This window comes from Actinophytocola xanthii (assembly GCF_001921205.1).
In the GTDB taxonomy this organism is placed as follows: domain Bacteria; phylum Actinomycetota; class Actinomycetes; order Mycobacteriales; family Pseudonocardiaceae; genus Actinophytocola; species Actinophytocola xanthii.
In genome coordinates, this window is sequence record NZ_MSIE01000002.1 from 235,311 (window position 1) to 256,611 (window position 21,301).

The following is a 21,301-nucleotide window of genomic DNA, read 5'->3' on the forward strand; positions in this document are numbered from 1 at the left end:
GGCGGTGGGGGCGTGGAGTTACGGCTGCTGGGTGAGATGCGGCTACGGGCCGGCGGGACGTCGCTGGACGTCGGGGGAAGGCGGCAGCAGGCGGTGCTGGCCGCACTGGCGGTGGACGCCGGGCGGCCGGTGGGCATCGAGACGCTGATCGACCGGGTGTGGGACGCCGCGCCACCGGCCAGGGCCCGCGACCTGCTCTACTCCCGCCTGAGCCGGTTGCGTCAGCTGGTGCGACAGGCGAACGCCGCGGCGGGCGAGCCGGTGGCGAAGCTGGAGCGCCGGCCGGCCGGTTACGTGTTGGACCTGGACGCGGACCTGGTGGACCTGCACCGGTTCCGCCGCCTGGTCGAGCACGGGCGTGACCCACGGCTGGGTGATGCGCAGCGGTCCGCCGCGCTGGGCGAGGCGCTGGCGTTGTGGCGGGGCACCCCGCTGGCGAACCTGTCGGGCGCGTGGGTGGAGCAGGTCCGCGACGTGTGGCACCAGGCGCGGCTGGACGCGCTGGTGCAGTGGGCGCGGCTGTGTCTGCGGCTCGGCCACGCGGCCGAGGTGATCGGCGTGCTGCAGGACGTCGTCGCCGAGCACCCGCTGGTGGAGCCGCTGGAAGTGCTGCTGATGCGGGCGTTGCGCGCGGCCGGGCGGGACGCGGAGGCGTTGCACCGCTTCGCCGCCGTCCGGCAGCGGCTGGCCGACGAGCTCGGCACCGACCCCGGCGCCGAGCTCCGTGACCTGCACCAGGCGATCCTGCGCGGTGAACCCGAACCGGCCCCCGCCTCGGCGCGCCCCGTGTCGCCCCCCGTGTCGCCCCCCGCGCAGCTGCCGCCGGACACCGCCGTGTTCACCGGTCGCGGGAGCCAGCTGCGCCACCTCGACGGGCTGCTGGCCGGGGTCTCGGCCGCGGGGTCGACCGCGGTGGTGATCTCGGCCGTGTCGGGTACGGCCGGGGTCGGCAAGACGGCCCTCGCCGTGCACTGGGCCCACCAGGTGCGTGACCGGTTCCCCGACGGGCAGCTGTACGTGAACCTGCGCGGGTTCGACCCCGGCGGACCGCCGGTCGCCCCGGCCGAGGCGGTGCGCCGCTTCCTGGACGCGTTCGACGTGGCCCCGGCCAGCGTGCCGGTCAGCCCCGAGGCGCAGGTCGGGCTGTACCGCAGCCTGCTCGCCGACCGGCGGGTCCTGGTGGTGCTGGACAACGCCCGGGACACCGAACAGGTCCGCCCGCTGTTGCCCGGCGCCGCGACCTGCCTGGTGCTGGTCACCAGCCGCCAGCAGCTCACGGGCCTGATCGCCGACGGCGCCCACCCGATCACCCTGGACCTGCTCACCGTCGCCGAGGCGCGCGAGTTCCTCGCCCGGCGCCTTGGCGCCCACCGGGTCGCCGCGGAACCCACCGCGGCGGACCGGATCGCCACCCGGTGCGCGCGGCTGCCACTGGCGTTGGCGGTCGTGGCGGCCCGCGCCGCCACCCATCCCCACTTCGAGCTGGCCGTGCTGGCCGACGAGCTGCACCAGGCCCGTGACCTCACCCCGTTCGCCGGCGCCGACCCCACGGCCGACGTCCGGAGCGTGTTCTCCTGGTCCTATCGGCAGCTGACCTCCGCGGCCGCTCGGCTGTTCCAGCTGCTCGGGCTGCACCCGGGCCCGGACATCGCCGTGCCGGCGGCGGCCGAGCTCGCCGACCTGGCGCCACCGTACGTGCGTCCCCTGCTCGCCGAGCTCGCGCACGCGCACCTGCTCGTCGAGCACAGGCCCGGTCGCTACACCTTCCACGACCTGCTGCGTGCCTACGCCGCCGAACAGGCGGCGACCCTGCCCGCCCGAGAACGGCAGCGGGCGCTGCGGCGGCTGGTCGGCCACTACCTGCGCACCGCCTATACCGCCGACCGGATCCTCCACCCGCACCGGGACCCGATCGAGGTCCCGACCGGTCCGCACGACCCGCCCGCCCTCCTGCCCGACGAGGCGGCGGCGTGGGCGTGGTTCTCCGCCGAGCACCCCTGTCTGCTGGCCGTCCAGCAACTGGCCGCCGAGCGGTGCTGGCACCGCGAGGTCTGGCAGCTGGCCTGGACCCTGGACACCTTCCAGTACCGGCGAGGACGCCGCCAGGACCTGGTCACGGTGTGGCAGGCCGGGCTGGCCGCGGCCCAGCGCGAGGGCGACACCGCCACGGTCATCCTGGCGCACCGGCGCCTCGGCCACGTGTGCGCCAACGCCGGCCGGCACGACGACGCGCTGGACCAGCTCGGCCGCGCCCTGGCCCTGGCGAACGACAGCGGTGACCTGCCGGCCGAGGCGCACGCCCATCACGCGCTGGCCTGGGCCTGGGGACGGCAGGGCGAGGACGAGCGGGCACTGGAGCACGCCGCCAGCGCCCTGGACCTGTACCGGGCGCTCGGCCAGGCGGTGTCGGAGGCCGCCGCGCTCAACTCCGTCGGCTGGTACTCCGCCCGGCTCGGCCACCACGAGCGGGCCGACACCCACCTCCGGGCGGCCCTCGAGCTGGCCCGGCGGCACGGTCACCGCGAGGGCGAGGCGGACACCCTGGACAGCCTGGGCTACCTGGCGGAGCGCTGCGGCCAGCACGACCGCGCCCTGGACCACTACCAGCGGGCCCGTGCCCTGCTCCGCGGCATCGGCGACACCTACGGCGAGGCCGACATCCTGGAGCGCCTCGGCAACGCCCACACCGCCCTCGGCGACCACGACCAGGCACGCCAGGCCTGGCGCCAGGCCCACTCGCTGTTCCAGGCCCAACGCCGCGGCGCCGACGCCGAACGCGTCCAGCGCCGGCTCGACGCCGCCCGCGGCGAACCGGGTGGCGGGTCCTCGTCGAGCACCGCGCGGGGAACGGGGGCGGGCGGTGTCGTCGAGATACCACGTGAGCCGGCCCGGTGAGGAGCGCGCGCTCCGGTTCGTGGCGATGATGCTGTTCCTGCAGCGGGTCAGCTACCTGGCGCCGGCCGTCGCCGACGTGGCCAGGTCGGCGACCCCCTACCGGAGCCCGGCGCTCAACCTCGCGATGGTGGTCGGCGCGGTGGGCTGGAACATCGGGCTCGCCACCGTCGTCCACCGGCGGGGCTGGTTCCCCCGGTGGGCGGTCGCCGTCGACGCGGTCCTCGCGGCCGGGCTGCTGGCCGCGGGCACGACCAACGTCGCCCCCCAGGACGTGTTCAAGCACATCAACTGGCCCAGCAAGCTCGCGCTGGCGACCGGCGCCCTGGTCGGCGCGGCGCTCGCACCGTGGCTGGCGGCCGGGGCCGTTGCGGCACTGATCACGACGCACTTCACCGTGACCGTGGCGCGGCTGGGCGAGCTGCCCCTGTCGGGCAACGGGATCGTCGGGGTGCTGAACTCCTACTTCTGGTTCGTCCTGATCGCCTACGTGATGAGGCGCTACCTGTGCGGGCAGGGGCGGGCCCTCGACGAGGCCACCGGGCGGCAGCTGGAGCTCCAGGCGCGCCGGGCGGCCGACCGCGCCCGCTACGCCGAGCGCATCGCGCAGTACCGCAGGCTGCACGACACGGTGCTCACGACCCTGACCGCGATCGCCCGGGGCGGGCTTGACCACCGGACCGAGGCGGTGCGCGCCCGGTGCGCGACGGAGGCCGACTACGTCCGACGGCTGATCCACGAGGACACGGCGGGACCGGCGACCGAGCTGGGCACGCGGCTGGACACGACGATCACCGAGGTCGAACAGCTGGGGTTGCGGGTGCGCTACCAGCACGACCGGCTTCCCGCCGCGCTGCCCGAGCACGTGGTGGAGGCACTCGCCGGAGCGAGCCGCGAAGCGCTGAACAACGTGCTGGTCCATGCCGGCACCCGCTCGGCCTGGGTCACCGCCGTCCAGGACGAGGGCCAGCTGCTGGTACGGATCGTGGACCGCGGGCGCGGGTTCGACCCGGACGCGGTGCCGGCCGGCTTCGGCCTGCGGAACTCCATCGTGGGGCGGATGCGGGACGCCGGCGGCGAGGCGACGGTGGTGGGGATGCCCGGTGCCGGCGTGCGGGTCGACCTGGTCTGGCCCTCGGGAGAGAACGCCTAGGCGATGCCGTCCTCGCGGACCCGGGCGGCCAGCTCGACCTTGGTGTAGGCCGGGCGACCAGCCCTGGCGTACTTCTCCTTGACCCGGTCCAGGTAGCCCTTGGCGGTCGCCGGCCGGATGCCGACCTGGCGGGCGGCCGTGGCCAGGGTCAGCCCGGACGCGTAGGCCAGCAGGACCGCTCGTTCCTGAGTGGACAGTTGGGGCCGGTCGGGTCGGTCGCTGCGGCACCAGGCGAAGGCCAGCTCCGGTGAGTGGACGGTCTCGCCGGCCGCGGCCGAGCGCACGGCGTCGGCCAGCACGTCGAGGTCGTGGTCCTTGGTGAGATAGCCGACGGCGCCCGCGCGCACGACGTCGATCCCCCGTTCCCCGTGCGGCACGACGCTCACGACCAGCACCCGGGAACCGGTCTCGACGAGCCGGCGCACGTTGCGGACCGGATCGGACCCGTCGGCGAGCAGCAGGTCGAGCACCACCACGTCCGCGGCCGGTCCGCCGTCGGCGAGCAACTCGTCCACCGTACGCACGCGGCGGCCCAACACCAGGTCCTCCACGGAGGAGAACCAGGCCGCCATGCCGTCGAGCAGCATGCGGTCGTCGTCGACGACGGAAACTCTGGTCACCGGTCCCCCCAGGAATCGCGTTCCCCGGCTTTACCTCAGCGTCGGCCCTGGGGTCAAGACGGCAAAAGCGCCGCCATGACCTCGGCTTCCCGCCGGACGACGATCGGCGATGTCCGTTCCGCAGCAGGTCGACAGGGAGGAACCATGTACTCACGACGTTCTGTACTGACGGCGGTCGTGGCGGCGGCCGGGGTGGCCGCCGGCGCCGAGGCGGCCAGGGCCACCGGGCTGTCGCTCGCCCCCGCGGCGCCGGTCGACGACCCCTTCCCCACCTCGCGCGACGTCTTCCAGTGGCCGTTCGCGCGGGACAGCATCTGGAACATGCCCATCGGCTCGGCCGCGCGGTACCACGATGCCGGCTTCCAGCCGCTGAACCCGGCCGACCCGCTGGCCACCGGTGACCAGTACATCGCCCGCAACGGCTACCGGATCGAGCACGAGATCATCTGCCTGCGGCCGGACGCCCCGCTGACCGACGTCTGGTGGAACGCCGGGTCGTTCAACGAGGCCGCGGACCGCTGCACGATCATGGACGACCCGAGCAACGGCAACCGGCCCCGGCTGCTCGACCGGATTCCGATCCCCTCGAACTGGACGTTCCACGAGGGAACGAACGCCGGCGAGGGGAAGGTCAACGGCTGCTTCTGCGGAATCCGTCCGGCGGACGGCTCGGGCACCGCTCGGGAGCTGGTCGGCCTCTTCGCGTTCGCGCGGTGCGCCCCCGGTACGCATGCCGCCGCCCGCATGGTCAGCTCCTCCACCACGGGGAACTGGCCGCTGTCCTGGCGCCTCACCGGCAGCGACATCTTCGGCGAGGGCCGCTTCGGCGAGCACGGCGGCACCCACCTCAGCGTGCTCGGGGGAGCGTTGCGCCTGGGCGAGCTGCGGCCGGGCGGAGGCCGGATCCGGCATGCGCTGAAGCTCATCCTGCCCCAGCGCGTGCAGTGGCATGCCCCCGACGGCGCGAACAACTGGGTGTGGCCGGCGTTCAACGGCGACAGCAACAGCGGGAACCAGGGTTTCGACCAGCACGTCGTGCAGGGCGCGCTCTACGCGCTCCCACCGACCCTGGAGCTGGCCGCGCTCGGCCTGGAGACCGAGCCTGCCAGGCAGATCGCCTGGACCCTGCAGAACTACGGCGCCTACTGCGTGGACACCACGCCGGCCCAGACCTGTGCGGTGGGCGTGGAGGTGGGCCCCGCCGGTGACTTCCGGGAGCAGTTCCGCGCCGACTGGGGCTTCCCCATGGAGCGGCACGTCTACACCAACCCGAACATCGCGAGGCTGCGGCAGGACTACTCGGGCTGGTCGGACGGTGCCAACACCGGCCCCTGGATCCGGGACCTGGACCGGGTCTTCTCGAACCTGCACGTGATCACCAACAACGGTCCCAACACGATCGGTGGCGGCGGGACACCGCGCCAGCCCCTCGCGCCGCCGTTCGCCTGATCTGGTGCGTCGCGGTGCTCATCCCCGCCCGACCGGCTCGCCGAGGCGTTCGGTGGGAACCCGGTAGGTTTCCCGCGCCGAGGCGACCGCGACCACGTTGACCAGGCACAGCGCGGCGGTGAACACGGCGACGGGAACCCAGTTCCGGCCGTCGTCGCCGTCGAGGGCGGCCGCGATGGTGGGGGAGAAGCCGGCGAGGGCGAAGCCGAGCTGGGTACCGATCGCCATGCCGGACAGCCGGACCCGGGTGGGGAACATCTCGCCGTAGAAGGACGGCCAGATGCTGTTGGTGGCGCTGTAGACGACGCCGAACATGAGGACCCCGACAATGAAGATCATCGGGTAGTTGCCGGCCGAGATCGCGCCCAGGTAGCCGAACATGAGGACCCCGGAGCCCAGGGATCCCGCGATGAAGACGGGTTTGCGGCCGACGCGGTCGGCGAGCGTGGCGCACAACGGCAGCGCGACGAGCGCCACCGCGTTGGCCAGCACGCCCACCCAGAGCATCGGCGTCCGTTCCAGCTCGACGGTGTTGACCGCGTAGCTCAGGGCGTACACCGTGAAGATCGTGCTGACCGAGGCGATCACCGAGGCGAACACGACACGCAGCACGTCGCGCCAGTGGTGGCGGAACAGGTCGGCCATCGGCAGCGAGGCGACCCCGGCCGTGGACGCCTCGCGGGTGAACACCGGGGTCTCCTCGAGCCGCCGGCGGATGACGTAGCCGACGACGACCACGACGACGCTGGCCCAGAACGGCACGCGCCACCCCCAGGACAGCAGGTCCTCCTCGGGCAGCGCGGCCACGGGCAGGAACGCCGCGGTGGCGATGATCTGGCCGGCCTGAGTGCCGCTGAGCGTGAAGCTGGTGTAGTACGCCCGCCGGTGCGGCGGGGCGTGCTCGAGGGTCATGGAGTTCGCCCCGGCCTGCTCGCCCGCGGCCGAGAGCCCCTGCAGCAGCCGCAACACCACCAGCAGCACCGGCGCCAGCACCCCGACCTGCTCGTAGCTCGGCAGGCACCCGACGAGGAAGGTCGTCACGCCCATCAGCAGGAGGGTGAACACGAGGACCCGCTTGCGCCCGAGGCGGTCGCCGACGTGGCCGAGCACGAACGCCCCCACCGGCCGGGCCGCGTAGCCGACGCCGAAGGTCGCGACCGCGAGCAGGGTGCCGGTGGCCGGGTCGGACTCGGGGAAGAAGACGTCGTTGAACACGAGCGCGGCCGCGGTGCCGTAGATGAAGAAGTCGTAGTACTCGAGCGCGCTGCCGATCCACGCGGCGACCGCCGCCCGCCGTGGGGTGCCGTGGGTGGTGGGGTCGGTGCTCACGGGACTCCTCTGTCGGGCATCGTCGCGGAACAGAAGAACTGGCGTACGAACTGGATAGTTAATAGAGGTGGCCGCGACGGGTTGTCAAGGACCGGCGTCGGCTCAGCGCGCGGTCAGGTACTCCAGGACGAGGTCGCCGAGCAGCGCGCGCTGGCGTTCGCGGTGCTCAGGGTCGAGCATGTCGCGCTTGAAGATGGCCTGCCAGGTGTGCCGGTTGGCGATCCGGAACACGCAGTACGAGCTGATCACCATGTGGACGTCGAGCGGGTCGACCCCGGCGCGGAACACCCCCGACTCGCGCCCGCGGTCCAGGATCCGGGCGAGGACGTCCAGTGCGGGCGTGGCGAGTCCGGACAGGACGGAGGAGCCGGCGACGTGCTCGGCCCGGTGGATGTTCTCGATACTGACCAGGCGGACGAAGTCCGGGTGGGACTCGTGGTGGTCGAAGGTCAGCTCGGCGAGTTGGCGCATGGCGTCGACGGGGTCGAGGTGCTCGACGTCGAGCCGCTGTTCGACCGACCGGATGCGGGTGTAGGCGTGCTCGAGCACCTCGACGTAGAGGCGCTCCTTGTTGCCGAAGTAGTAGTAGATCATCCGCTTGGTGGTGCTCATCTTCGCGGCGATCTCGTCCACCCGGGCACCGGCGTAACCCTTGTCGGCGAACTCGCGCGTGGCCACCTCGATGATCTCGGCGCGGGTGCGTTCGGCGTCGCGGGAGCGGTCCGTGTCGGGCTCGGACGGCTGTGCGGCCAACGTTGTCCCTCTCACCCCTCGTCGCTGCTCCTCCGCGCCACTCTACGCGGTGGGCGACAACGAACCACGACGTCCTGTGTCAGGTATTCGGTAGAGTTCCGCGGGTGCGCGCCGACCGGTTGGTCTCGCTGGTGCTGCTGCTGCGCCAGCACGGTCGGATGTCAGCGGCCGCGCTGGCCCGCGAGCTGGAGGTGTCCACCCGCACCGTGCTGCGGGACATCGAGGCGCTGTCCGCGGCCGGTGTCCCGGTCTACGCCGAACGAGGCCGACACGGTGGGTTCGCCCTGCTGCCCGGCTTCCAGACCGAGCTCACCGGGCTGAACCACGACGAGGCACTCGCCCTGCTGGTCGCCGGGTCGCGGCGCGGTGCGCAGGCGTTCGGCCTCGGCTCGGCGCTCGCCTCGGCCATGCGCAAGGTGGTCGACGCGCTGCCCGAGAGCTACCGGGCCACCGCGGCCGGCGCGGCCCAACGGCTGCTGATCGACCCGGAGACCGACCTCCTCTCCCGCCGGGTGGTGGACGAGGAGGTGCCCGACGCCGTCGTGGCCGAGGTGCGGCGCGCGGTGTTCGCCGGGCACCGGCTGCGCATCCACTACGCGGCAGCGGACCGGTCCCCGACCTGGCGCACGGTGGACCCGATCGGCCTGGTCACCGTGCGCGGTCAGGGCTACCTGCTGGCCACGCGGTCCGGCGCGGACCGCACCTACCGGCTGTCCCGGGTGCTGGCCGCCGAGGAGCTCGACGAGCCCGCGCAGCGGGCGGACCGGGTCGATCTGGACCGGGCGTGGCAGGAACGCGGCACCCGGTTCCGAGCCGGCGACGACCAGGTCACCGTGTTGGTCCGGCTGAACCCGGCGCGACGCGAGAACCTCGTGGGCACCGCGGTGGCCGTCCACGCCGAGGACGCCGACGCCGACGGCTGGCTGCGGCTGGAGGTGGCCTTCCAGGACACGAGACACGCCGAGTGGGCGTTGTGGCAGCTCGGCGCGAGCGCCGAAGCCCTGGCCCCGCAGTGGTTGCGCACATCGTTGCGCGACCGCGCCGCCGCGGTCGCCGCGACCTATGCGGTGCTGCCGGCAGACGACCGGCCCGAGGTGTGAGGAACCGCCGCCGGGAGGGGCGGACGAGTGGGAGGTTCGCACCTCCTGTCCACCCAGGACCTCACCTAGGGTGACTGGCGGTACCCCAGCGGATTCGCCGAACGAAAGAGACGCCGATGCCTGACCTGGACAGGGACGGGCTGATGCAGCCACGGCCGCTCACCATCGCGCACATCCTGGAGCGTGCCGAGCGGCTCTACGCGCACAAGCACGTCGTGACCGCCGATGCCGAGCGGGTCACCTACGCCGACGTGGCCGTCCACACCAGACGGCTCGCCACCGCCCTGGCCTCCCTCGACGTCCCGGTCGGCGCCCGGGTCGGCACGTTCGCGAGCAACAGCCGGCGCCACCTCGAGCTCTACCTCGCCGTGCCGGCCACCAAGCGGGTCCTGCACTCGATCAACATCCGGCTCCCCGCCGAGCACCTCGAGTACATCGTCGGTCACGCCGAGGACGACGTGGTGTTCGTCGACCGCGCACTGCTCCCGAGGATCTGGCCGAGCGCCGACCGGCTGCCGCGGGTGCGGTACTGGGTCGTGCTGCCCGACGACAGTCCCGAGGACAACCCCGACGACAATCCCGAGGACGGCCCCGTGCCGATCCCGTCCGACCCCCGCGTCCTGGACTACGACGAGCTGGTCTCCGGCAGCGCACCGTTCGCGGGTTCCTTCGAGGACACCTTCGTGCTCGCGGACGAGAACCTGGCCGCCGGACTGTGTTACACCTCCGGCACGACCGGCCGTCCCAAGGGTGTGCTCTACAGCCACCGGTCGACGGTCCTGCACTGCCTGGGAACGCTCGCCGCCGGCTTCATCGGCCTCAGCGAGAGCGACGTCGTGATGCCGATCGTGCCCATGTTCCACGCCAACGCCTGGGGCCTGCCGTACGGCGCGATGATGACCGGTGCCGCACTGGTCCTGCCCGGCAGGTCGGCGGACCCGGCCCACCTGCTGCGGCTGATGGAGGCGCAGCGGGTGACCGTCGCCGGTGCCGTGCCGACGGTGTGGACGAGCCTGGTACCCCAGCTCCACGCGCACGACCTGAGCGCCGTGCGGTTCCTGCTCGGTGGCGGCTCCGCCGTTCCTCCGGCGCTGGCCGAGACCTACCGCGCCACGGTCGGGGTACCGATCACCCACTCCTGGGGGATGACCGAGATCAGCCCGGTCGGGGTCATCGGCGGTACGCGGACCCAGCACTTGGACGCCACCGAGGAGGAGCGGGTCGCTGTGCGAGCGGCCCAGGGACAACCCCTGCCGCTGGTCACCCTGCGGATCGTCGACGTCGAGACGGGCCAGGAGCTGCCCCGTGACGGCCGTGCCGTCGGCGAGGTGCAGGTGGCCGGCCCCTGGGTGGCCGGTGGCTACTTCCGCGGCGAGGGCGGCGACAGCTTCACCGAGGACGGCTGGCTGCGCACGGGGGATCTGGCCACCATCGACGCCGAGGGTTACCTGCGGCTCGTGGACCGGATGAAGGACCTGATCAAGTCCGGTGGGGAGTGGATCTCCTCGGTCGAGCTCGAGGCCGCCGTCTCCTCACATCCCGACGTCGTCGAGGTGGCCGTGATCGCCCGCCCGGACCCGCGGTGGATGGAGCGCCCCGTCGCCTACGTCGTGCTGCGCGAGGGCAGCACCACCACGGCCGACGAGCTCGCGCGGCACATCACGCCGATGGTCGCCAGCTGGTGGCTTCCCGACGAGTTCGTCTTCATGGCGACGTTGCCCAAGACGGGCACCGGCAAGCTGTCCAAGAGCGCGCTGCGGGAGTCGTTGCGCCTCACGGGGGAGTCGCGACCGGTCTGAGCTGGTGCAGCCGGAGTCCGAGCCGCAGCTCCAGGTCGTTGTCCTGGCGCAGGTCCAGACCGAGGACCTCGCTGGCCCGGTCCAGGCGCTTGAGCAGCGTGTTGACGTGCACGTGCAAGGCTCGTGCGGTCGCCGCGACATTGGCCCGGTGGACGAAGTAGACAGCGAGGGTGTCCACGAGGTCGGTGCCGCGTCGACGGTCGTAGTCGAGCAGCGGGCCGATGGTGTCGGCAACGAACCGGTCGAGCTCGCGCACCCGTTCGGTGTCGAAGAGCATGGCGTAGAGGGCGTAGCGACCCGTCGTGGCGCCCAGGTCGGTGTGCCCGATCGCCCGCATCACCGCGCCGCACCGACTGGCCAGGGAGAAGGCGCGGGCCCAGTCCTGGTTGACCGCCCGTTCGCCGACCACGACGACGGGGCGGCCCAGCGTACGGCGTAGTCTACTGTGGACCTCCTCGACCGTTCGGTCGTCGTCCGCGCGGGGCAGGATCATCGTGGCGCGGCCGAGGTGCTCCCCGGCCAGTCCGGACCGCTCGCGCGCGATGTCGTGGAGGTGGCGGGAGAGCGCGGTCGCCGACAACGCGGGGGAGTCCGCGACGAGGACCAGCTCGAGGCGGTCGGCGTCGATGTTGCGGGCCCGGGTCCTTGCCCGTTGGGTGGGGCTGATCCCCGGGCCGCCGACCATGAGCTCGGTCAGGAGCTCTCCGCTCAGCCGCTCGCTCGCCTCGGCGACCGCCCGCTCCTTGAGGATGAGCAGCCCGAGGATGTGCGTTGCGCGTTCGAGGGTGCGCAGGTCCATGTCGTCCCGGACGCCGCGGTAGGCGACGGCGTCCCGGCTCCAGGCCAGTGCGCCGAGGTAGCTGTCGCCCGCCCGGATCGGAGCCACGCTGCGCGCGACCCCGTCCGGGTCGACCGACGTGGCGCAGCGGCCGGTTCGGTGTACGTTCTCGACGGCGTCGGCCAGGTCGGCCCCGGCCGGTGCCCGGCTCGAGCTCGACGCCGACTCCCGGTGGAGGAGCGTGACACCCGTCCGGTCGAGGAGCGTGACGCTCCCGCCCAGCTGGTCGGCGAGCAGCTGCGCGACGTCGTCCGGAGTGCCGCCCTCCAGCACGACACCGGTCAGTGCCTCGTGCATCGCCTGCGCCCGTTCCACGACGGCGACTTGTTCCTCGATCCTCCGGTAGGCGTTCTGCAGCTCCCGCAAGGAGTTCCGGCTCGCCTCGTAGAGGCGGGCGTTGTCCAGGGCGACCGCGGCGTGGTCGGCGAACGCGCTCAGCAGCGCGATCTCGCCGGCGTGGAAGGAGCGCTCCGCGCGGTCCGCGGCGAACAACGCGCCGACCACGTCACCCCGGATGACCAGTGGCACACCGAGAAGCGCGACGAGGGCCTCGGGACCGACCAGGCGGTCGAAGGTCGGATCGTGGTCGATGACCGTACTGGCGGCGTAGTTGCTCACCCAGTGCGGGCTCCGGGAGGCCAGCACCTTCCCGCCGAGCCCGACGTCGGCCGGGATCGACGCCGTGAGGAAGGAGGGGGAGATCGTTCCCTCCGCGGCCCTGGCCGACAGCCTGCCGTCCGGGCCGACCAGCGAGAGGTAGGTGAAGTCCGTGCCGATCAGCTCGTGGGCGTGGTGGACGATCGACTGCAACACCTCGTCGAGCTCGCCCAGGGCGGTGAGCGACTTGGCGGTCGCGTACAACGACGCGAGCTCGCGCTGCCGGCGCACCAGCGCGCGCGACTCGATCTCACCCTCGGGGTCGCTGGCCACGGTGCCGTCCCTTCTCGGCCTCAGGTGGGGGAAAGACCCACCCAGCCGGTGTGAGGCGTGGAGGATGCATACCTCAAACACAGCGTAACGGCGCCCTAACATGACCGTCATCACTTTGCCGGTGTCATCGACGAAGGCGGCATGTATGGCAACTCCGCTCGCCCAGCCAGAAGAACGCCCCGGCTACGTCGGCGCCGGCGTGCCGGCGACCCGGCGTCGCGCCTTCCGCAAGCTACTGACCGCGGGACTCGTCGGCAGCTCGATCGAGTGGTACGACTTCTTCCTCTACGGCACCGCCGCCGCCCTGGTGTTCCCGCGGGTGTTCTTTCCGGAGTCCTCCACCCTGACCGGGACCCTCCTCGCCTTCAGCACGTTCTGGGCGGGCTTCGTGGCGCGGCCGATCGGCGGCGTGCTCGCCGGACACTTCGGTGACAAGTACGGACGCAAGCCGGTCGTCGTCACCTGCCTGGCACTCATGGGAGCGGCGACGTTCCTCATCGGCTGCCTGCCCAGTGCCTCGGCCATCGGCGCGCTGGCACCGACGCTGCTGGTCACCCTGCGGTTCCTCCAGGGACTCGCGGCCGGCGGCCAGTGGGGCGGCATCATGCTCCTGCTCACCGAGTCAGCGAGCCCCAAACGACGCGGTTTCGCCGGAACCTTCGGGCAGACCAGCGTCCCGGTCGCGGTGATCATCTCGAACCTGATCTTCGTCGCGGCCAGCGGCCTGATGCCGGACGACGCCTTCCTCAGCTGGGGCTGGCGCGTCCCGTTCCTCCTGAGCATCGTGATGTTCGTGGTGGTGCTCTACGTCCAGGCCAAAGTGGAGGACACTCCGGAGTTCCGCGAGCTGCAGCGGGAGGTGGCCCGGCCGGAGGGTGCGGTGGTCCGGGCTCCGCTGGCGAAGGTCATCCGGAGCAAGTGGAGCACCATCCTGCTTGGCTGCGGCATCCTCTCGGCCACCAACAGCCTCTTCTACGTCAGCATCTCCGGGCTGCTGAGCTACGGCACCAACTCCCTCGGGCTCGAACGCAACCCCCTCCTCGCGGTCGTGCTGCTCAGCTCCGTCGCGATGCTCGTGACCATCCCCTGGTCCGGGCACATGTCCGACAGGATCGGCCGGCGGCCGCTGATCCTGGTCGGTGGTCTGGGGGTCGCGGTCTGGGCCTTCCCGTACTTCTGGCTCGTCGACACCGCGTCGCTGCCGCTGATCTTCGTCGCGGTGGTGGTGGGGTTCGTGTTCCAGTGCCTCACCTACGGCCCGATCGCGAGCTTCCTCGGCGAGCTCTTCGCGCCCAACGTCCGTTACTCGGGGGCGTCCCTGTCCTACCAGCTCTCCGCGATCATCGTCAGCGGTGGCACGCCGTTCCTCATGACGGCGCTCATCGCGGGGACCGGGAGCACCATGCCCGTCGCCGCCTACATCATGCTCATGGGACTGATCACGTTCGTCTGCGCGTGGTTCCTGCCCGAGACGAACTCCGCCGAGGTGCGCGCCGACCCGGACGCCATCCCGGGAACGCACCTCTACCGCTGAGGACCCGGGGACGTGACGAGACGCAGAGGAGTCAGCGTGAGCAGGATTTCGGCAAGGGGCACGCGTCGGCTCGCCGTGCTGGCGACCGTGGTTCTGTTGGCCGGCGCGGCGGTGGGCACCCAGGCCGCCACCGCCACGACCGCACCCGGCGCCGGCCGCCCGACGACGGTGCCGAACTGCGCGGGGTTGGCGCAGCTGAGGATCCCGGCGTCGGTCATGAGCCTGCCGACCACCGGCGGGCGTGTCGAGTCCACTTCGGTCATCACCAGCGTCCTCAGTGGCCGGACAGTCACGTACTGCCGGGTCGACGCCGCCATCTCACCCGTCGACCCCGCCGCGCCCGACATCAGGATGCGGGTCGCCCTGCCGCACGGCTGGGGCCGCGGCGCGATGATGTTCGGCGGTGGTGGCTACAACGGCACCGTTCCCGACCTGACGGCGAACGTGCCGTTCGGTCCGGCGGACCGACCGGTGCCGCTGGCCCGGGGGTACGCGACGTTCGCGAGCGACTCCGGCCACCAGGGGAGTCCGACGGCTCCTCCGTCACTGGACGGGTCATTCGGCGCGAACGACGAGGCCCTGCACAACTTCGCCGCCGGTGACGCGCTCAAGAAGACCCGCGACGCGAGCCTGTTCCTCATCCGGCACGCCTACGGGACGAGCCCTGCCCGGGTCTACTTCGCGGGCGGGTCGACGGGCGGCCGCGAGGCACTTGTCGTCGCCCAGCGGTGGCCCCGGGCGTTCGACGGCGTGATCTCCGCCTACCCCGCCTGGAACAACCTCAGCGAGATCCTGTACCTGGGGTACCTGGCGCAGGTGCTGTCCCGCCCCGGCGCCTTCCCGGGGCCCGAGAAGCAGGGGCTCCTGTACGGCAGCGTCATCGACGCGTGTGACGGTGTGGACGGTGTCCGGGACGGCGTCGTCTCGAACCTCCGCGGCTGCCGCTTCGACCCCCGGGTGCTGCGCTGCCCGGGCGGTGCCGACACGGGCGTGAGCTGCCTGTCGGACCGCCAGCTCGCGGCGGTGACCGCCATGTCCTCGCCGTTCCGGTGGCCGTACCGGATCGCCAGCGGCGAGACCGGGTACCCGGGCTTCCCGTTCCTGTCGGGGGCGGACATGCGCACCCCGTTCCTCGGGTTCGGCACGACCCCGCCGGCCAACCCCATGCCGGTGACGAGCGGCTACGGGATGCAGTACTGGGACCAGTGGGTCAAGTACTTCCTGACCCGGAACTCCGCCCAGAACTCCCTCGACGTGGACCCCCGGCGTCCCGGGCGGTGGCTCGGGCGGATCAGCCACCTGTCCACGGTCCAGGACCGCAACACCGTCGACCTCCGCCCGTTCGCCCGCGCCGGCGGCAAGCTGATCCTGCTGCACGGGGCGGCCGACGAGCTGGTCTCCCACCGCTCGACGAACGACTACTACGAGCGGGTGCGCGACGAGCTGGGTCCCGCGTCGACCCGCGCGTTCCTGCGGTACTACCTCGTACCCGGGGCGAACCACGCGAACTTCGGCACGCCGGCCTTCGCCGCCGGCTGGGACTCCCTGTCCGCGCTCGAGCGCTGGGTCGACAGGGGACAACCGCCCGCGAACCCGGTCGTGGCCGACCTGCGGCAGGACCGAACCCGTCCACTGTGTGACTACCCGGCCTGGCCCAGGTACCGCGACGGCGACCCGCACAGCGCCGCGAGCTTCGTCTGCACCCGCTAGGGCACGTCCTCAGGAGGCGACCGGCACCGACGGGCGGGGCGGCTGCGGGGCGGCGAGCGCCGCCTCGGCGCGCTGCCAGTGCTCGCGGAGCCGGTCGAGGTAGGCCGCGGCGCGGGGACCGGGCGGTGTGCCGTGGGCGAACCGCAGCATGTTCCGCACCCCGGCGTTGTAGCCCATCCCGACGAGCTCGTCGGCGGTGAACGTGCCGACGATGACCAGGGGGAGCCGGGCGCGGAGGTCGTGGAGGTGCCAGGCGGCGGCCTGCACGGCCAGGTCCGGGTCCCCCGGCAGCTCGGTCCAGGCGCGTCCGGCAAACGGGCGTCCCGGCCGGGTGCGCTCGTAGGCGAGGCGGTGCATGTTGGCCACGCCGAAGGCGGAGTCGCGGTGGACCACCTGCCAGGCCCGCTCCAGCAGCGGCACGTGCGGTTTGTACGACTCGGCGTAGAGGATCGCCATCAGCAGCACCGGGTTCACACCGGCGGCCTCTGCGTGCCCGCGAACCGCCGGGACGAGCCGCGCCGGGTCGCGGCTCGGGGCCTGTGGGGTCACCCCCGCGATACCGGTGCTGTGCGCGTGCACGGCGACCCGCCGCACCACCCACCCGACCCCCACCACCGCGGCGGGCACGGCGACCAGCGCCCAGCTCCGGCGTTCTACCACCACGGCCTCCCGGTCTCGAGGGATGCCGACACCTTACGGTCCGACCGGGCCGGGGGGTGAACACGGGCGACGGGAGTGCGCTCTCCCGTCGCCCGTGCCCGTCAGCAGGAGCCGTTGACTGCTCCGCCGACGCCTGTCCACGTGAAGGCATCGCTGACCCACGTGCCGTCGGTGAGCTTGTTCCACAGGCTGGAGGTTCCCCACCGCCCGGTGTGGCTGGTGCCGTTGGACGAGCAGGCCACGCTCACGGTCGCCCCGTCCGCCACCGTGCCGGCGAGCGCGTAGCCCGAGCCCGGGCCGGTGCGTTTGTTCGCCGGGCCGCCGCCGTTGGTGTCGATGACGGCCTGGGTGAGGCCCAGGTCGCCGTAGTTGTACAGCGATCCACCCACGTTGACGCGGGTACTGCCGTGCAGCGCCGAGCCCTGGTAGGCGGAGCCGCCGTTCTGCAGCACCCACTTGCCGAGGTTGTGGTCGGCGATGCCGATGTAGGCGCTGTTCTGGCGCAGTCCGAAGTGCACGTGCCGGCCGGTCGCGGCCCCGCCGCAGGTGACGTCGGTGCCGGTGGTGCCCAGGTACGTGCCGAACCCGACGGCCGCACCGTTGACGTTGATGCTGCTCCACAGGTGGTAGTAGTCGGTGGAGTAGCCGCGGTCGTGGATCACCCGGATCCAGCCCGTGCACATCGTGTACGCGGTACCGCGCCGTACCGAGCGCACGACCTGGTCGCCGCCCGACAGGTCGATCGAGCTCCACGGCGCCGCGCTACCGCTCCAGCCGTGCGGACCGCCGTGCATGCCCCACGACTGGCCGTTCAAGAACGGCAGGGCCATACCGGTGCGGTAGTCGCCGCCCGCGGCTCGCACGTGCGGCTGGTCACCGTCCTGTGCGGTCAGCAGGGGTCGCTCCACCTCGGACACCACCGGCGCCTTCGCCGTCAGGTCACCGAAGGCGGCCTCGCCCTCGAGCGCCACCCGCCAGCGGTCGCCGTCCTCGCGGGCGACGAACAACCAGCCCTCCGGCATGGCCGGCGAGTTGGGCGCGGTCGCCAGCACGGCGGTGCCGAAGGCCCAGCCGTCGGCCTGCTTGGTGATGGTCACCCTCGGCGTCGTCGCCGCGACGGCCTTCACGGCGGCCCGCTGGCCGTCCAGCCGTGCCACCACCGCCGAGGTGAGGTCGGGCGCCGGTTCGGCCGACGCGGCACCGGGCACCACCTGGGTGGCGAGTACCCCGGCCGCGACCAGGCCGGTCAGGAATCGTCGTCTCATGTAGGTCCTCCGCTCTCCGCGCGTGACGGCCGGAGGGGGGACACGGCTCATCCGAAGCGTCGGAAGCCTTCAGACGACAGGGCAGCCGGCCGACTACGCGGGGTCGATTCCACCGGACCGCCGGCTGCCGCAGCGCGTTGTTGCCAGAGCCGCGGAGGGTCGCAATTAGTCCTCGGCCACCGGTCCGGAGTGGACGAGCCACCAGCGGGCGGCCGCGCGGACCTCCGCGGGCAGGTCAGGCCGGCCTCCCACGTCCGACAGAACCGGCGTGGCGCGCTGCATCCCGGCCGCGTAGAGCGAGGCACGCAGCACCTCCTCCGCATCGGCCCGCCGGGTTCGCTGCCAGGCGTGGCCGTGGCGACGCACGGTCTCGGTGAGCACCGCCGGGTCGCTGCGTCCGGGCAGGTTGCCGAGGCTGATCGCCGCCTGTGCGGCCACGGCGCCGGACACCGGACCGGTCAGCACCGCCTCGAGTGCCGGCCGGTGGGCGGCGCCGCCGATCGCGCCGAGCGCCCAGGCCCACTCGCTCACCGGCGAGCGGTCGCCGGCCGGGGAGGCCGCGAGGGCACCGGCCAGCGCGTCGCCCAGCGGCCCGCCGAACGGGCTCGCCGCCAGCACCGCCGCCGCGCCCGACCGCACGTCTGGCTGGCGGCTGAAGAGCAGCTCGTCCACCAACCGGGACAGCATCCGGTTCTCACCGGCCGATGTCCCCCTGGTGGTCACGTCGAGCGCCGCCTCCGCGGTGGTGGTGAGCGAGGCGACGGCCGCCGCGACGTCCCGTTCGCCGCGGCGCGGCGCGCGCGTGGTCCTGGTGCCGGGCGGCGCGAGCCTCGCCGTCAGGTCCTCGGCTGCCCGGCGCAGGTGCGCTGGCAGGCCGTTGTCGGCCAGGAGGGTGCGGACGTGCATACCGAGTGCCGTGGCGTCCTCGCCGCCGAACCGGCCCCCCTCGGCGGCCAGCTCGCACACGGTCAGGGCGGCGAACAGCGTGCGCTCATTCGCCGGCGAGGCCACCTCGTTCACCAGCAGCTGGGTGGCGTGCCGGTCGTGCACCAGCAGCATGAGCGGGTCGAAGACGACCTGGCTGGCCGGATCCGTCACCATCTCGGTGACCGCCGCGGCGACCGCCTCGCGGGCCACCGGGTGGCCCTGCAGCCTGCGCAACGCCTCCCAGCGGTGCTGGTAGCCGCGCCCGCGCGAGACCGCCATCTCGGCGAGGAGGCGGTCCGCCAGCGTCCGCCAGGACGCCTTCGGCAGGTAGACGTGCGGAATCGCCAACAGGCGCGCGCTCATCCCGTCCCAGTCCACGCCGCGGACCAGCGCGTCGCCGAGGCAGCGGTCGAGCAGGTCGTCCAGCTCGGCGGTGAGGCGCGTGTCCGGCACGAACCGGCGGTCCAGCCGCGGCGTGCCCGGCCGGACCGACCTGACCTGGTGCACCGCGTCGATCGCGGCGCTCAGGTGGCCGGGCGGCAGCTCGAGGACGTTCTCGTAGGCGCGGATCACGCGGTAGGGCACCGGCTGCGCCCCGTTCTCCCAGCGGGAGACCTGGCTGGGCGCGACCGGCCCGTGGTGCGCGGCGAGCGCGACCACGAAGCGGGTCGCCACGGCCAACTCCGGATCCCGTCCGTAGAGCCGGCTCATCCGCAGCAACCAGGCGATCCGGGTGCGGCTGGCGAAGCGGCCGCCGTCGTCGGCGATCTTGTTGGGCCGTCCCGCGGCGACCCTACCGGTCGATGTGGACACGGTCGGGTTTCTAGCCGTGATCAGGAGCAGGCACAAGATGCCGCCCGGGACGTTCTGGTCACAGCGGTGCGCGGGAAACCGGCCGCCGGGTGGGACCGGCAACCGGTTTCCGCGCGCGGGAGCTACCGGGAGGGGCGTTGGAAGGTGCTCGGCGTGTACCTGGTGAACGCCGGCGGCATCGCTTTGTCCACCCAGGTGACGATGTCCTTGACAATGTGGTGTTCCGGCGCAAAGGCGCCGGCGGCGGCGTTCAGGGTGTCCGGCCTCGTGTCCGGCCAGCGGCCGGTCTCGATGCGGCGCTCGAGCACGCGCAGCGCGGTGACCTCCTCCGCCGCGCTGAACGCGCAGTGGTTGCCCCGGTCCGACCACAGGTGCCTGACCTGGCGGTCGTCGGTGTGCTCGGCGTACCAGCGGACCTGGTCGGCGACCGCGCCGCCGTCGGCCGGGTTGTGCAGGGTGAGGACCGGAGCGGGGGTGCTTCCGCGGGGGACGGCGAGGCGGTACATGTAGCCGAGGGCCCTCGGGTCGGCGGCGATGCGGGGTGCCCTGTTCAGCGCGGCGAGGTCGGCGGCCAGGTCGCCGCCCGCGGCGGCGTAGGCCTGGCGGACGGTGTCCAGCTGGCCGGAGATCGCGAGCTGGCGGCGGTAGTCGACGCCGGTGTTCCAGGACGGGTTGCCGCCGGCATGTCGTTCGACGTCTGGGCGGGCGCCGGGGCCGATGCCCTGGACGTAGGCGAGGTCGATCCAGTCGGCCTGCGCCTGCACCCGCTGCCACAGCTGCGCCGGTGCCGGGTCGTGGGCGGACATCCAGCCTGGCACGTTGCCGAGCGCGGCGATGAGCGCGAGCTTGGCGAGGCCGGCCTCGCTGGTGCGCGCCCTCGCGACGCCCGCGTGCAGCGCGTCGACCGAGGCCCGCGGGTTCTCGGGCCGCACCAGCTCCGCCGTGCCGTCGGTCAGCAGGGTGCGGACGGCGAAGGTGACGTCCAGCGCGATGTTCCAGCTGCCGGGCATGTCGTACTCACCGCACTGGGCGAGCACCCCGTCGAACCGGTGCGGGTTGCGCTCGGCGAGGAGCACCGAGATGCCGCCGCCCATGGACATGCCGCTGGCGATCGTGCGACGCGGGTGACCGATGTTGTCCTCGAACCAGTCGAGCAGCCGGATCTGGTCGCGCAGCGCCGGCTCCACGGTCCAGCCGACGACACCGCGGAAGTTGGACGCGGCCAGCGCGTAGCCGTCGTCGAGCAGCAACTCGGCGGTCTGCTCGGCGGTGGACAGCATCACGTGCCCTGGTGGCGGCGGGTAGGCCTCCGGGTAGTAGCCGTGGCTGAACAGCACGAGCGTGCCGTTCCAGTCCTCGGGCACCGTGACCAGGTACTCCGCGCCGTCGATGGTCCCGCGGTGCACCTGCGGCCCGGTTCCCGCCGGCTCCGCGGCAGCCGGCGCGACGAGCAGTGCGGCGACGAGGACGGCGAGCAGGGCCAGTAGCGACGATCTCATTCTTCCTCCCGGTGGGGTCCGTTCACAGCT

Annotated in this window: 15 protein-coding genes; 7 read left to right on the plus strand and 8 right to left on the minus strand. The window is 72.7% G+C overall.

The window, feature by feature from the left end; translation table 11 throughout:
- Positions 1–12: 12 nt before the first annotated feature.
- Together BU204_RS02690 and BU204_RS02695 are read left to right on the plus strand one after the other, a co-directional pair.
- On the plus strand, positions 13–2,895 hold the full coding sequence (locus BU204_RS02690; RefSeq protein ID WP_233159068.1) for an AfsR/SARP family transcriptional regulator: 2,883 nt from the start codon (positions 13–15) through the stop codon (positions 2,893–2,895).
- The gene (locus tag BU204_RS02695) at positions 2,879–4,045 is read left to right on the plus strand and encodes a sensor histidine kinase (protein WP_075123879.1); all 1,167 of its coding nucleotides are present in this window, start codon (positions 2,879–2,881) and stop codon (positions 4,043–4,045) included. The genes BU204_RS02690 and BU204_RS02695 overlap by 17 nt, the downstream gene beginning before the upstream one ends.
- Here the strand turns inward: BU204_RS02695 and BU204_RS02700 are convergent.
- Entirely contained in the window at positions 4,042–4,665 is a 624-nt protein-coding gene (locus BU204_RS02700) for a transcriptional regulator (RefSeq protein ID WP_143229267.1), read from the minus strand. The genes BU204_RS02695 and BU204_RS02700 overlap by 4 nt on opposite strands.
- Before the next feature lie 144 nt (positions 4,666–4,809).
- On the opposite strand from BU204_RS02700, the gene BU204_RS02705 reads away from it, so the two are divergent.
- Positions 4,810–6,114, plus strand: a complete 1,305-nt coding sequence (locus BU204_RS02705) for a hypothetical protein (RefSeq protein ID WP_143229268.1) — start codon at positions 4,810–4,812, stop codon at positions 6,112–6,114.
- Between the two features lie 18 nt (positions 6,115–6,132).
- On the opposite strand, the gene BU204_RS02710 is transcribed toward BU204_RS02705, so the two are convergent.
- Positions 6,133–7,443: an MFS transporter gene (locus BU204_RS02710; protein ID WP_075123882.1), complete on the minus strand. Its 1,311-nt coding sequence runs from the start codon at positions 7,441–7,443 to the stop codon at positions 6,133–6,135.
- A 102-nt stretch (positions 7,444–7,545) separates the two neighbouring features.
- A complete protein-coding gene (locus tag BU204_RS02715) occupies positions 7,546–8,196 on the minus strand; it encodes a TetR/AcrR family transcriptional regulator (protein WP_075123883.1) in 651 nt (216 codons plus the stop codon).
- A 104-nt stretch (positions 8,197–8,300) separates the two neighbouring features.
- On the opposite strand from BU204_RS02715, the gene BU204_RS02720 reads away from it, so the two are divergent.
- Both BU204_RS02720 and BU204_RS02725 read left to right on the plus strand, forming a co-directional pair.
- The gene (locus BU204_RS02720) at positions 8,301–9,296 is read left to right on the plus strand and encodes a helix-turn-helix transcriptional regulator (protein WP_075123884.1); all 996 of its coding nucleotides are present in this window, start codon (positions 8,301–8,303) and stop codon (positions 9,294–9,296) included.
- Positions 9,297–9,412: 116 nt separating this feature from the next.
- Positions 9,413–11,095 carry a long-chain fatty acid--CoA ligase gene (locus tag BU204_RS02725; RefSeq protein ID WP_075123885.1) on the plus strand — a complete coding sequence of 561 codons (1,683 nt, stop codon included), beginning with the start codon at positions 9,413–9,415 and terminating at the stop codon, positions 11,093–11,095.
- Here the strand turns inward: BU204_RS02725 and BU204_RS02730 are convergent.
- Positions 11,070–12,863 (minus strand): helix-turn-helix domain-containing protein, encoded by a 1,794-nt coding sequence (locus BU204_RS02730; RefSeq protein WP_233159070.1) that lies wholly within the window; start codon positions 12,861–12,863, stop codon positions 11,070–11,072. The two genes, BU204_RS02725 and BU204_RS02730, sit on opposite strands and share 26 nt — an antisense overlap.
- Before the next feature lie 145 nt (positions 12,864–13,008).
- Between BU204_RS02730 and BU204_RS02735 the strand changes: the two genes are divergently transcribed.
- Together BU204_RS02735 and BU204_RS02740 are read left to right on the plus strand one after the other, a co-directional pair.
- Positions 13,009–14,397 (plus strand): MFS transporter, encoded by a 1,389-nt coding sequence (locus BU204_RS02735; RefSeq protein WP_075123886.1) that lies wholly within the window; start codon positions 13,009–13,011, stop codon positions 14,395–14,397.
- Positions 14,398–14,613: 216 nt separating this feature from the next.
- Complete coding sequence (locus BU204_RS02740; protein ID WP_408607979.1) at positions 14,614–16,107, plus strand: tannase/feruloyl esterase family alpha/beta hydrolase; 1,494 nt, start codon at positions 14,614–14,616, stop codon at positions 16,105–16,107.
- A 9-nt stretch (positions 16,108–16,116) separates the two neighbouring features.
- Here the strand turns inward: BU204_RS02740 and BU204_RS02745 are convergent, their stop codons facing one another.
- The 4 genes from BU204_RS02745 to BU204_RS02760 form a co-directional block, all read right to left on the minus strand.
- The gene (locus BU204_RS02745) at positions 16,117–16,767 is read right to left on the minus strand and encodes a lysozyme family protein (protein WP_198942745.1); all 651 of its coding nucleotides are present in this window, start codon (positions 16,765–16,767) and stop codon (positions 16,117–16,119) included.
- A gap of 101 nt (positions 16,768–16,868) precedes the next feature.
- The gene (locus BU204_RS02750) at positions 16,869–18,032 is read right to left on the minus strand and encodes a M23 family metallopeptidase (RefSeq protein ID WP_075123888.1); all 1,164 of its coding nucleotides are present in this window, start codon (positions 18,030–18,032) and stop codon (positions 16,869–16,871) included.
- 165 nt (positions 18,033–18,197) lie between these two features.
- Positions 18,198–19,772: a hypothetical protein gene (locus BU204_RS02755; RefSeq protein WP_143229269.1), complete on the minus strand. Its 1,575-nt coding sequence runs from the start codon at positions 19,770–19,772 to the stop codon at positions 18,198–18,200.
- A 122-nt stretch (positions 19,773–19,894) separates the two neighbouring features.
- Positions 19,895–21,271 (minus strand): alpha/beta hydrolase, encoded by a 1,377-nt coding sequence (locus BU204_RS02760; protein ID WP_083660941.1) that lies wholly within the window; start codon positions 21,269–21,271, stop codon positions 19,895–19,897.
- Positions 21,272–21,301 lie beyond the last annotated feature (30 nt).